Below are 12403 nucleotides of genomic sequence, written 5' to 3' on the forward strand. Positions count from 1 at the left end.
GCTCAATGGGCGGCGATGGCCTTCTTGATCTGCTCGAGCACGTCCTTCGCCGAGGCCGGGATCGGCGTGCCGGGGCCGTAGATGCCCTTGACGCCGGCCTCGTAGAGGAAGTCGTAGTCCTGGCGCGGGATCACGCCGCCGACGAACACGATGATGTCGTCGGCGCCCTGCTTCTTCAGCTCGGCCACGATGGCCGGCACCAGCGTCTTGTGGCCGGCGGCCAGCGTGGACACGCCGATCGCATGCACGTCGTTCTCGATCGCCTGGCGCGCGCATTCGTCGGGGGTCTGGAACAGCGGACCCATGTCGACGTCGTAGCCGAGGTCGGCGAAGGCGGTGGCCACCACCTTGGCGCCACGGTCGTGGCCGTCCTGGCCGAGCTTGGCGATCATCACGCGCGGCCGGCGGCCGTGGTCGTCGGCGAACGCGGCGATCTCGGTCTTGAGTTGTTCCCAGCCTTCGGCCGAGTCGTAGGCAGCTGCGTACACGCCGGTCACCTTCTGCGTATCGGCGCGGTGGCGCCCCCAGACCTTCTCGAGCGCCGAGGACACCTCGCCGACCGTGGCGCGCAGGCGGATCGCCTTGACGCTCAGGTCGAGCAGGTTGCCCTGGGCCGATTCGGCGCATTGTGTCAGCGCGTCCAGCGCGGCCTGCACCTTGCCCGAGTCACGGCGCGCGCGGATCGCCTCGAGCCGCTCGATCTGGCTGTCGCGCACCTTCACGTTGTCGATGTCGAGGAAGTCGACCGCGTCTTCCTTGCCGAGCTTGTACTTGTTGACGCCGACGATCACGTCCTTGCCGGAGTCGATGCGGGCCTGCTTCTCGGCGGCGCTGGCCTCGATCTTGAGCTTGGCCCAGCCGGAGTCCACCGCCTTGGTCATGCCGCCCATCGCCTCGACCTCCTCGATGATGGCCCAGGCGGCGTCGGCCATGTCCTGCGTCAGCTTCTCCATCATGTAGCTGCCGGCCCAGGGGTCGACCACGTTGGTGATGTGGGTCTCTTCCTGGATGATGAGCTGGGTGTTGCGCGCGATGCGCGAGCTGAACTCGGTGGGCAGCGCGATCGCCTCGTCGAGCGCATTGGTGTGCAGGCTCTGCGTGCCGCCGAACACTGCCGCCATCGCCTCGATGGTGGTGCGCACCACGTTGTTGTACGGGTCCTGCTCGGTCAGGCTCCAGCCCGAGGTCTGCGAGTGGGTGCGCAGCATCAGGCTCTTCGGGTTCCTGGGCTCGAACTCCTGCATGATCTTCCACCACAGCAGGCGCGCGGCGCGCATCTTGGCGATCTCGAGGTAGAAGTTCATCCCGATCGCCCAGAAGAAGCTCAGGCGGCCGGCGAACTCGTCGACGCTCAGGCCCTTGGCGAGCGCGGTGCGCACGTACTCCTTGCCGTCGGCCAGCGTGAAGGCCAGCTCCAGCGCCTGGTTCGCGCCGGCCTCCTGCATGTGGTAGCCGGAGATCGAGATCGAGTTGAAGCGCGGCATGTTCTGCGCCGTGTACTCGATGATGTCGCCGATGGCCCGCATGCTCGGCTCGGGCGGGAAGATGTAGGTGTTGCGGACCATGAACTCCTTGAGGATGTCGTTCTGGATGGTCCCGCTCAGCTGGTCCTGGCTCACGCCCTGCTCTTCGGCCGCGACGATGTAGCCGGCCAGCACCGGCAGCACCGCGCCGTTCATCGTCATCGACACCGACACCTTGTCGAGCGGGATGCCGTCGAACAGGATCTTCATGTCCTCCACGCTGTCGATCGCCACGCCGGCCTTGCCGACGTCGCCGGTCACGCGCGGGTGGTCGCTGTCGTAGCCGCGGTGGGTGGCCAGGTCGAAGGCGACGCTCACACCCTGCCCGCCGGCGGCCAGCGCCTTGCGGTAGAAGGCGTTCGATTCCTCGGCGGTCGAGAAGCCGGCGTACTGGCGGATGGTCCAGGGCCGCACCGCGTACATCGTGGCCTGCGGGCCGCGCAGGTAGGGCGCGAAGCCGGGCAGCGTGTCGATGTGCGGCAGGCCCTGAAGGTCGGCCGCGGTGTACAGCGGCTTGACGGTGATGCCCTCGGGCGTGACCCAGTTCAGCGCCGACACGTCGCCGCCGGGGGCCGACTTCGCGGCGGCCTTGTGCCAGGCCGCCAGATCCTCGGGCGAAAGTACGGGGCGATCGGACATGGCGACTCTTTCCTGCGGTGAACGGTGTGCAAAGCGCCGCTGCGACGGGCGCGGCGCGCATCCGGCACGGTGGTTCGGGCTGGACGACGAGCTGAGTCACGATCATAATTCAAAACTGAATTACAAACACGCCTTGTGTGCACTGCACCAAGGCAGCCGCCAGGCACCCATGCCCGAACCGACCGTTTCACTCACCAGCTCCGTCCTGGACCGCACGCCGGCCGGCCACGATGCCGGCGCGCTGCCCGACCGCGCGCTGTACGAACAGGTTGCCGAGGCCCTGCGCACGCGCATCCTGTCGCACCGGCTCGCGCCGGGCAGCTGGATCGACGAGAAAGCGCTCGCCGTCGAGTACGGCATCAGCCGCACGCCGCTGCGCGAGGCGCTGAAAGTGCTGGCCGCCGAGGGCCTGGTGACGATGAAGCTGCGCCGTGGCGCCTATGTCACCGAGGTGTCGGCGCGCGACCTGTCGGAGGTGTTCCACCTGCTCGCGCTGCTCGAAAGCGACGCTGCGGCCGCGGTGGCGGCGAGGATCGCACCCGAACAGCTGGCGGAACTGGAAGCCTTGCACCAGCAACTCGAGCTCAACCTGGGCGACCGCGACCGCTTCTTCGCCGCCAACGAGCGCTTCCACCTGCGCCTGCTCGAACTGGCCGACAACCGCTGGCGCGTGCAGATGGTTGCCGACCTGCGCAAGGTGATGAAGCTCAACCGCCACCACTCGCTGTTCAAGCAGGGCCGCCTGGAAGCTTCCTTGAACGAGCACCGCCAGCTCATGGCCGCGCTGCGCGCGCACGATGCCGAGCAGGCCCAGCGGCTGATGCGACAGCATCTCGCCAACGGCGAAGAGGCGGCGGCGATGCGCTGAGAGCTTGTCTGGGGCGCACTGCTGACCAGGCCATCGGGCATGCGAAGGTTTTCCAACCCCAGCACACCCCGGTAGATCGAAGCGCCGTGACGGGCCGCTGTGTGGAGTGAAGTAAAGGAGGAAGGCCGGGCGGCGCCCGGCCTGGGGGACATGAACGCAACACAGCGGCCCGGCGCGGTGCCCGCGCAGACGACTCAACTCCCGGACAAGCTCACCGCCCAGCCGGTGCACGCGTGATCTGCGCGCGAATCTCCACCAGCTTCGCCTTCAGGCCCTGCCTCTGCTGCGGCCCCATTCGCAACAGCATCTTCTGCCCCGCCGATCGCGCCTCCAGCGTCGGGTCGGCAAACTCGTAGCGCACCCAGGGCCGCGACGGTTGGACCGGACCCTTCACCTCGGTCAGCACGACTGCCAACGGGCCCGCAGGCTCCGGCGTCTGCAGCAGGTGGTCGATGACGTCGACCAGCCGGTCGTTGAAGTAGCCGCGCGGGTAGCCCAGCTCCTGGTAGGCCTGCTGGAACAGCGGGTACAGCCGCACATAGAGCGCCACCGCACGGCCGGTGTCGGTGGCTTCGGCAAAGGACACGAAGGCCGCGTAGCGCGCGGCATTGCTCGCGCCGATCACCTCCCCCCCGGCCCCGGGCTCGACGCTGAAACGACCCGGCATCGGGTTGACCGGCCACAGCCGCGGCGCCGCATGCGGCCGCGCCAGGTTGTCCACCGTGGCCACGACGCGGCGCGCGAAGCCGTCGAGCTGAAGGAAGGACAGCACGGACTGGCGACCGAACAGCTCGACCAGGGCGGACCGGACAACGGGGTCGGACTGCGCCAGCGCGGGCAGCGCGGCGCTCCCCGTGTCTTCGGGTGCGGACGCCGGGATCGGATGGCGGATGGCCGGCTCTGCAGGCGCCGAGGCCGCTTCCGGCGGCGCGGCCACCTCGGCCGGCGGCGGCACCACGGCGGGGACCTGGGACGGCACGCGGTTGCGCCAGTACACCAGGCCTCCCACGGCCACGGCAAAGGCCAGCAGGGCCACGCCGTAGATCAACTTGTTCATGCCTGTCTCCCCGGTTTGGACACCCGCCGGCCCGCGGGCGGCGGCTTGCCTGCACAACGGCCGCAGGCCGGCGGATCGCCTTCGCGGTGGACGAGCGCACGGCCCGGAAGTTCCTGGTCCGATTGGCAAGCCGGGCAGCACGGCGCAACAGCGACGCGGCGCATCATGCGCCCTGCCGCATCCGGTCGGCCACCCAGTCGACGAAGACGCGCACGCGCGGCGACAGCTGCCGGTGGTGCGGGTAGAGCAACGTGACCGGCATCGGGGCGGGCCGGCATTGCGGCAACACCTCTCTCAGCGTGCCGGCGGCCAGCTGGCGCTCGACGTGATAGCGCGGCAGCTGCACGAGCCCCAGACCGGCCTCGCAGCAGGCCACGTAGGCATCGGCATGGCTCACCGTCACCGAGCCCCGCAGCTGCATGGCCCGCGGCTGGCCGTTGACGACGAACTCGAAGGGATAGACCTTGCCGTTGACCCCGGCATAGTTGACGGCCCGGTGCGCCCGCAAGGCCTCGGCCGTCGCGGGTTCGCCGTGCGTGTCGAGGTAGGCCGCGCTGGCGCAGGTCACCTGCTCGAGCAGTGCGACGCGCCGTCCCACCATGCTCGAGTCGCGCGGCTCGCCGGCCCGCAGCACGCAGTCGATGCTTTCACGCACCAGGTCGGCGAGCCGGTCGCCGAGGCCGATCTCGAGCTCGATGTCGGGGTAGCTGGCAAAGAAGCCCCCGAGGTGCGGCAGCAGGAAATGCATCGCGAGCGTGCCCTGCAGGTCCACGCGCAACTTCCCCTTGGGCTTGACTGCCGACTGACTGAAGGCCGACTCGGCCTCTTCGACGTCGGCCAGCAGGCGCTGGCAGCGCCGGTGGTAGGCCTCGCCGTCCAGCGTCGCGCTCACCTGCCGCGTGGTGCGGTGAAGCAGTCGCACGCCCAAACGTCGTTCGAGCTGCTGGATGACGTGCGTCACCGTCGCACGGGGCAGCTGCAGTTCGTCGGCCGCTTTGGTGAAGCTGCCGAGTTCGACGATGCGAACGAACACCTGCATCGCGTCCAAACGGTCCATGCGGAGGGGCCCCCATTGTTTTCTGTTTTTGGATAGTCCTGCCAACTTTAGTGCATTTATCTATTCATTCACCTACAGAACAATTCGCTTCACCGACCCGCCGGAATCGCTGGCGGACCCGGACCAGCCCCCCTTCGATCAGGAGCACAGCCATGAACACCCCCCAGGTCGCCATCGTCACCGGCGCCTCGCGCGGCATCGGCGCCGCCATCGCCAAGCGTCTTGCGCAGGACGGCTACGCGGTCGTCGTCAACTACGCCGGCAATGCGGCGCAAGCCGCCAAGGTCGTCGATCCCATCACCGCCGCCGGCGGACGGGCCATCGCGGTGCAGGCCGATGTCGCCGACGCGGCCGCCGTGCGCCACCTGTTCGACGAAGCCGTGCGCGCCTACGGCCGCATCGACGTGCTGGTCAACAACGCCGGCATCATGCCGGCCGGCCTGCCGCCGCTCGCCGAGACCGATGACCAGACCTTCGATCGCCTGTTCGCGGTGAACGTCAAGGGCAGCTTCAACACCATGCGCGAGGCGGCCGGCCGGCTGCAGACCGGTGGACGCATCGTCAACTTCTCGACCAGCGTGATCGGTCTGGGCCTGCCCGGCTATGCGGTGTATGCGGCATCGAAGGGCGCGATCGAGGTGATGACGAACATCCTCGCCAAGGAATTGCGCGGCAAGGGCATCACCGTCAACGCCGTCGCGCCGGGGCCCACGGCGACCGCGCTGTTCCTCGACGGCAAGTCACCCGAGACCATCGACCGGATGGCCAAGGCCGCACCACTGGAGCGGCTCGGCGCGCCCGAAGACATCGCCAACGCCGTGGCACTGATCGTCGGCCGCGACGGCGGCTGGATCAATGGCCAGACGCTGCGCGTCAACGGCGGCATCGTCTGATCCCACGCAACGGACCCCAGGCAGCCACCGACCCAAGGACACACCATGAAATCCGTCATCCTCGTGACCGGCGCCTCCACCGGCATCGGCCATCTCACCGCGCGCGCTCTCGCCGCCGCCGGCCACACCGTCTACGCCAGCATGCGCGACATCGCCGGGCGCAACGCGCCGCGCGTTCGCGAACTGCGCGACTGGGGCTACGCGCAAGGCCACGACCTGCGGGCCGTCGAACTGGACGTGCTGTCGCAGGCATCTGCCGACCAGGCCGTGCAGCACATCGTCGGCGAGCAAGGCCGGCTCGATGTCGTCGTCCACAACGCCGGCCACCTCGTGCTCGGGCCGACCGAAGCCTTCACCCCGGACGAGATGGTCGCGGTGTTCGACACCAACCTCTTCGGCACGCAGCGCGTCAACAAGGCGGCGCTGCCCTTCATGCGCGCGCAGCAAGCGGGGTTGCTGCTGTGGGTGAGCAGCACCACGGCGCGCGGCGGCTTCCCGCCCTTCCTGGGGCCCTATGCGGCTGCGAAGGCGGCGATGGATTCGCTCGCGATCACGCTGTCCTACGAGGTGGCCCGCTTCGGCATCGAAACCTCGATCGTGGTCCCCGGCGCGTTCACGAAAGGCACCGCCCATTTCCCGAACGCGGGCAAGCCGGCCGACGCGGCGACCGTCGCGGCCTACTCGCGCTACGACGGCCTGATGGACCAGGTCGGCGCGCGCCTCGGCGCGCTGATGCCAGAGCATGCCGACCCGCAGGCCGTGGCCGACGAGATCGCGCGCATCGTCGGGCTACCGCACGGCGAGCGCCCGTTCCGTTCGGTGATCGACTTCCTCGACGACGGTGCAGGCGCCGTGACCGAGGTCGCCGAACGCGTCCGCGAGGATTTCGCACGACGCATCGGCATCGCCGATCTGTTGCGGCCCACGGTCGTTGCGGCGTGAACCGCCGCCGGCGCCGGATCGCCCGCGTCGTGCGCGACGGCGGCCCGGTCGACCCCGGCTACAGGGTGTGACTCACCAGCATGAAGTCGGGATCGTCCGCGAAGCGCTTGACCGCGAAGCCCAGCGACCGCATCAGCTTGAGCATGTCGGCGTTGTTGGCCAGCACCAGACCGTCGATCTCCGCCAGGCCCTTCTCGCGTGCCACGTCCATGATGCTTTCCATCAGCCGCGAGCCGATGCCCTTGCCATTGAAGTCGTCGGCCACCACCAGCGAGAACTCGCAGCTCGACTGGTCGGGGTTGGTGATGTAGCGTGACACACCCACCACGCGCTCGGTCTCCGTGATCTCGCCGTCGACCGATGCGCTGCGTTCCTTGAGGACCGCGACGAGCGCCATCTCGCGGTCGTAGTCGATCAGCGTGAACCGCGCCAGCATCGACGGCGACAGCTCGGTCATCGACGACACGAACCTGAAGTAGCGGCTTTGCGGCGACAGATGGTGCATCAGGTCCTGCAGCATCTGGGCATCGTTGGGGTGAATGGGCCGCACGGTGTACTCGCCACCGCCGCGCAGCGGCCAGACCTGCTCGTAGTGCATGGGATACGGCAGGATGGACAGGTGGTTGTAGTTGTCGGTGCGGCCGCTCACCGCCTGGGGCGCGTTGTCGATGACGATGCGCGCGTCCACCGCCACGGCGCCCGACTCGTCCACGATGATGGGGTTGATGTCCATCTCGCGCAGCTGCGGCAGCTCGCACACCATCTCCGACACGCGCAGCAGCACCTGCTCCAGCGCGTCCAGGTTCACCGCACTGGCACCGCGCCATTCGAGCAGCGTTTCGGCGACGCGCGAGCGTTCGATCAGGTGGCGCGCCAGGAAGTGGTTCAGGGGCGGCAGCTCCATGGCGCGGTCGTTGATCAGCTCGATCATCGTGCCGCCCGCGCCGAACACGATCACCGGGCCGAACGGATCGTCGGTGACGAGGCCGATGTAGATCTCCCGACCGCGCCGGGCGCGCGCCATCTTCTGCACGGTCACGCCATTGATGCGCGCGCCCGGTTGAAGGCGTGCGACGCGCTCCACCATGTCGTTGTAGGTATCGCGCGCACTGGCGCCGTTCATGATGTTGAGGGCCACGCCCTGCACGTCGGACTTGTGGCTGATGTCGGACGAGTCGATCTTCAGCGCCACCGGGAAGCCGAGCTGCGTGGCGATCATCATCGCCTCGTTCGCGCTGCGGGCGAGGATGGTGTTCGTGACCGGGATGTGGAAGGACGAGAGCAGCGTCTTCGACTCCATCTCGGTCAGGACCTTGCGGCGCTCGGCTAGTACGCTCTCGATGACCAGGCGCGCGCCTTCGATGTCGGGCTTGGCCAGGGCCGACAGCGGCGACGGCGTCTGCTGCAGCAGCAACTGGTTCTGATAGAACGAGGCGATGTTGCCGAAGGCGCCGACGGCTGCCTCGGGCGTGCGAAAACTGGGAATGCCGGCCTCGTTGAGCAGCGCGCGCGCTGCCCCCACCGACGCATCGCCCATCCAGCACGACAGCAAGGGCTTGCCCATCGACTGCTTGACGTTCACCAGCACGCCGGCGACGTCGTTCGCGTCGACGCCCACCTTCGGGGAGTAGACGGCGAGCACGCCGTCGATCTGCGCATCGGCGCAGGCCGCCGAGATGGCGGCCTCGTAGTGCGCGGGACCGGCCTCTTCCGACAGGTCGATCAGGTCCACCAGCGACGCTTGCTCGGGCAACCGGGGCGCCAGGTCGCGGACCGATTCGGGCGACAGCCGGCCCAGATGCAGGAAGAGTTCGTTGACCCAGTCGGCCGCCAGCACCCCCGGGCCGCCGCCGTTGGTCACGATGGCCAGGCGCCGTCCGACCGGGCGGTAGCGGGAGGCCAGGCACTTGGCCGCCGAGAACAGCTCGACGAACGAGCGGACGCGCACCGCGCCGGCGCGGCGCAGGGCCGCATCGAACACCTCGTCGCTGCCGACGATGGCGCCACTGTGCGTCTGCGCCGCCTGGTTGCCGGCCGGCTTGCGGCCCGCCTTGAGCACGACCACCGGCTTGGCCTTGGCGGCCGAGCGCAGCGCGCTCATGAAATGGCGCGCGCTCGAGATGCCTTCGACGTAGACGACGATGCTGTGCGTCTGCGCGTCATTGGCCAGAAAGTCCAGCACCTGGGCAATGTCGACCGAGGTGTTGGGGCCGAGGGAGACGACGGTGGAGAAGCCCACCGCGTTCTTGCGGGCCCAGTCGAGCACGGAGGCCGTCAGCGCGCCGGATTGCGACACCAGTGCCAGCGAGCCGGGTTTGGCCAGGGGTCCGGCGGCACTGGCGTTGAGCTGCAGCAGCGGGCGCTGGAAGCCCAGGCCGTTGGGGCCCAGCAGATGGACGCCTTCGCGGCGTGCGATCTTCTTCAGCGCATCGGCCTTCTCGGCGCCGATGCCGCTCGAGATGACCAGCGCCGAGCGGCACGCCAGACGGCAGGCGACCTCGAGCGCCGCAGCCACTTCGTCGGGGGGCAGCGCGATGATGGCTAGGTCGGCCCGCGCCTGGGCCAGATCGGCCAGCGTGCCGCTGGCGTGGATGTCCAGGAACTGCAGGCTGCCGCCATAGGGCTGGGCCCGCAAGGCCTCGTGCAGCACCCGGGCCTGCGGGGTCTGGCCGGTCGGGTCGCCGGGCGGTCCGGCCAGGACGATGATCGATTCGGGCGCGAAGAGCGGGGTGAGGAAGTGTTTGTCCATGGGTTCAGTCTGCGCCGATCAGTACTCTGACATGCGCCGCGGCGCTGCGCGCCAGCGGGCTGAGCACATAGCCACCTTCGAGGCAGGAGATGACACGGCCCTGACAGTGCTGCCGCGCCACCGCCATCAGTTGTTGCGTGACCCACCCGTAGTCTGCTTCCACCAGCCCCAGGTTGCCCATGTCGTCTTCGCGGTGGCCGTCGAAACCGGCCGAGACATAGATCAGCTGCGGCCGGAAGGCCGCCAGTGCCGGCAACCAGCTGTGCGTGACGGCGTGGCGGAACGCGTCGCTACCAGAGCGCGTCGGCAAGCCGACGTTGACCATGTTGGCATCGTTGCACTCGCCGCCCGAGAACGGGTAGAGGTCCTTCTCGAAGATGGAGCACATCAGCACACGCTCGTCGCCGCGCAGGATGTCCTCGCTGCCGTTGCCGTGGTGCACGTCGAAGTCGACCAGCGCCACGCGCTGCAGGCCGTGCACGTCGAGCGCATGGCGGATGCCGACGGCGACGTTGTTGAAGAAGCAAAAGCCCATGGCCGCGGCACGCTCGGCATGGTGCCCCGGCGGGCGGACACAGCAGAACGCCGCCGGCACCTCGCCGGCCAGCACCAGGTCGGTGGCCAGCACCGCCGCGCCCGCGGCCCGCAGGGCGGCATTCACCGTGAACGGATTCATGCGGGTGTCGGGGTCGATCTGCCGGTGGCCTTCAGCCGGCGATGCCGCCAGGATCTCGTGCACATGCAGGGCCGAGTGGGCGCGGGCCAGTTGTTCGACGGTCGCCAGCGGTGCGTCGTACCAGATCATGTAGTCCAGCAGGCCCTTGACCAGCAGATGGTCGTGGATGGCCGCCAAGCGCTCGGGGCATTCGGGGTGCTCGGGGCCCATTTCATGGCGAGCGCACTCGGCGTGGGTGATGTAGGCGGCAAGCACGTTCGACGTCTCCGCCCCCGGGGACGGCAGTCCGGGGAATCCGGGCAATTTACGCGCGATGCGCCTGCAAGCGCCTGATGCAGGACAAGGCTCGTGCGGCTGCGCCGCCAACCACGGTCGACCGACTCATACCAACTCGCATTCAACCCTGTCAAATCACCCCCGTCGTTCTTCGGCTCGTTGCGGTCTTCGGTGCCTTGTCCAGAGGGCCGAACGGCAAACCTCAGCGCGGGCGCTGCACCGGGTCGCTGTGTTGCTTCGAACCTCAGCAACCCACACACACGAACCGCTGCAACGAGCCCTTGTCCAAGCTTCAATCTGATCTGGTCAAGGAGACGGTGCCCGAGCGCCGGAGTTCAGCCGCCGGTCCGGATGGGCGCATGCCAGCGTGACAACGGCACTCAAGACACGCGCCTTTGCGTCCGATATGACGGGGGCACGCCGCCCATGGCGATGCCGCGAAAGGACTTGCCTTGCCCTACCCCCTGATTTCCGACCTGCAGGACGAAACCCTGCGCACTTCGCTGTGCCTGATGCGCGTCCTCGAGACCAAGCAGATGGGCATGCACGCGAGCGAGTACCGCACCGCCGCCACCGAGCTGACCCGCGCACTGCGAGGCCTGGACATCGACGACCTGATGCTGGTCGCCCGCGGCATGATGCCGGTGCTGTGCGAACTGGCCGAGAACGTGCTGTTCGAGCGCGGGCACTGTCTGATGTTGGGAGGCCACGCCGAACGCGAACGCGCACTGTTGCTGACCGAAGCACTGCTCGCCAGGATCTGACCACCGAGCCGTCTGCCGAACAAAAGAAAAAGCCCGCAGGCAATCTGGAGGACCAGGGCCGCGGGCTCATCTACCGAACGCGGATCGCGCTAAGCAGCGCGAGGCGACGGGTTCTCTCGACGCAGGTCACGGGTTCCTGGATCCGCCCAATCGTGCGGCCGGTTTGTCGTCGAAGTGCTGGCATTGTAAGCCACACCGCCTCGCCGAACCGCGGAAAAGCCCCGCGCATCGGGGTCAGATGGCCGGCTGACACTGACCGACCCGCTCATTTGTGACTGGTGCCGGCTTTCGGAATCGAACCGAAGACCTTCCGCTTACAAGGCGGGTGCTCTACCAACTGAGCTAAGCCGGCGTACCGTGAAGATTGTAGGAGTGCCGGCGCCCTGCGACGCCGGCGCGCCCCGCGATCACTTGACGCGCTTGAGCGAAGGGCGACCACCGCCGGAGGGCTCGGGCGGGGGCTCGCTGTCGGGCGAGAGGTCGTCGACGGCATCGGCTTCGCCGGACACCGACTCCTCTGCCGGTGAGGCGGCGAGCCGCAGGCCGCTGCGGGCCGCACCGGCGTCGCCGCTGCTGCCCTCTCCGACCGGCTCCACGCCGGCTGGCGGCGCCTGCGGTGGCGCAGGAAAGGCCATGCCCTGGCCGTTCTCGCGCGCATAGATGGCGATGATGTGATCGACCGGCACGACGATCTCGCGGGCCGTGCCGCCGAAGCGGGCCTTGAAACTGACGAACTCGTTGCCGAGTTGCAGGCTGCTGGTGGCCTCGAAGCTGGCGTTGAGAACGATCTCGCTGTTCTTGACGTACTCGTTGGGCACCTGCACCGAGGCATCGACGTAGACCGCCAGGTAGGGCGTGAAGCCGTTGTCGGTGCACCAATCGTGCAGCGCACGGATCAGGTAAGGCCGCGTGGAGGCGCCCTGGGTGTCCGGCGTGACGGGGATCGTCATCGTGGCGCT

General features: G+C 68.4%; 10 protein-coding genes and 1 tRNA gene. 4 read left to right on the forward strand and 7 right to left on the reverse strand.

What is annotated here, in order from left to right; genetic code table 11:
* Positions 1 to 2: 2 nt before the first annotated feature.
* The gene (gene scpA / locus ACQY9S_RS11280; protein ID WP_428419802.1) at positions 3 to 2162 is read right to left on the reverse strand and encodes a methylmalonyl-CoA mutase; all 2160 of its coding nucleotides are present in this window, start codon (positions 2160 to 2162) and stop codon (positions 3 to 5) included.
* A 169-nt stretch (positions 2163 to 2331) separates the two neighbouring features.
* On the opposite strand from scpA, the gene ACQY9S_RS11285 reads away from it, so the two are divergent.
* Positions 2332 to 3030 carry a GntR family transcriptional regulator gene (locus ACQY9S_RS11285; RefSeq protein WP_428419803.1) on the forward strand — a complete coding sequence of 233 codons (699 nt, stop codon included), beginning with the start codon at positions 2332 to 2334 and terminating at the stop codon, positions 3028 to 3030.
* 211 nt (positions 3031 to 3241) lie between these two features.
* Here the strand turns inward: ACQY9S_RS11285 and ACQY9S_RS11290 are convergent, their stop codons facing one another.
* Both ACQY9S_RS11290 and ACQY9S_RS11295 read right to left on the reverse strand, forming a co-directional pair.
* Positions 3242 to 4087, reverse strand: a complete 846-nt coding sequence (locus ACQY9S_RS11290; protein ID WP_428419804.1) for a DUF3014 domain-containing protein — start codon at positions 4085 to 4087, stop codon at positions 3242 to 3244.
* A 163-nt stretch (positions 4088 to 4250) separates the two neighbouring features.
* The gene (locus tag ACQY9S_RS11295; protein ID WP_428419805.1) at positions 4251 to 5144 is read right to left on the reverse strand and encodes a LysR substrate-binding domain-containing protein; all 894 of its coding nucleotides are present in this window, start codon (positions 5142 to 5144) and stop codon (positions 4251 to 4253) included.
* Between the two features lie 152 nt (positions 5145 to 5296).
* Between ACQY9S_RS11295 and ACQY9S_RS11300 the strand changes: the two genes are divergently transcribed.
* Positions 5297 to 6037 carry an SDR family oxidoreductase gene (locus ACQY9S_RS11300; protein ID WP_428419806.1) on the forward strand — a complete coding sequence of 247 codons (741 nt, stop codon included), beginning with the start codon at positions 5297 to 5299 and terminating at the stop codon, positions 6035 to 6037.
* Positions 6038 to 6082: 45 nt separating this feature from the next.
* Complete coding sequence (locus ACQY9S_RS11305) at positions 6083 to 6979, forward strand: SDR family oxidoreductase (protein ID WP_428419807.1); 897 nt, start codon at positions 6083 to 6085, stop codon at positions 6977 to 6979.
* Between the two features lie 58 nt (positions 6980 to 7037).
* On the opposite strand, the gene ACQY9S_RS11310 is transcribed toward ACQY9S_RS11305, so the two are convergent.
* Positions 7038 to 9728 (reverse strand): GNAT family N-acetyltransferase, encoded by a 2691-nt coding sequence (locus tag ACQY9S_RS11310; RefSeq protein ID WP_428419808.1) that lies wholly within the window; start codon positions 9726 to 9728, stop codon positions 7038 to 7040.
* A gap of 4 nt (positions 9729 to 9732) precedes the next feature.
* Positions 9733 to 10659: a histone deacetylase family protein gene (locus ACQY9S_RS11315; RefSeq protein WP_428419809.1), complete on the reverse strand. Its 927-nt coding sequence runs from the start codon at positions 10657 to 10659 to the stop codon at positions 9733 to 9735.
* Between the two features lie 473 nt (positions 10660 to 11132).
* Here ACQY9S_RS11315 and ACQY9S_RS11320 point away from each other — a divergent pair, with 473 nt between their 5' ends.
* Positions 11133 to 11444 carry a hypothetical protein gene (locus ACQY9S_RS11320; protein ID WP_428419810.1) on the forward strand — a complete coding sequence of 104 codons (312 nt, stop codon included), beginning with the start codon at positions 11133 to 11135 and terminating at the stop codon, positions 11442 to 11444.
* A 276-nt stretch (positions 11445 to 11720) separates the two neighbouring features.
* Here ACQY9S_RS11320 and ACQY9S_RS11325 read toward each other — a convergent pair.
* A tRNA-Thr gene (locus ACQY9S_RS11325) sits at positions 11721 to 11796 on the reverse strand.
* A gap of 55 nt (positions 11797 to 11851) precedes the next feature.
* A complete protein-coding gene (locus ACQY9S_RS11330; protein ID WP_428419811.1) occupies positions 11852 to 12394 on the reverse strand; it encodes a ClpXP protease specificity-enhancing factor in 543 nt (180 codons plus the stop codon).
* Positions 12395 to 12403 lie beyond the last annotated feature (9 nt).

It is taken from the genome of Methylibium sp. (assembly GCF_965279545.1).
In the GTDB taxonomy this organism is placed as follows: Bacteria; Pseudomonadota; Gammaproteobacteria; order Burkholderiales; family Burkholderiaceae_C; genus Methylibium.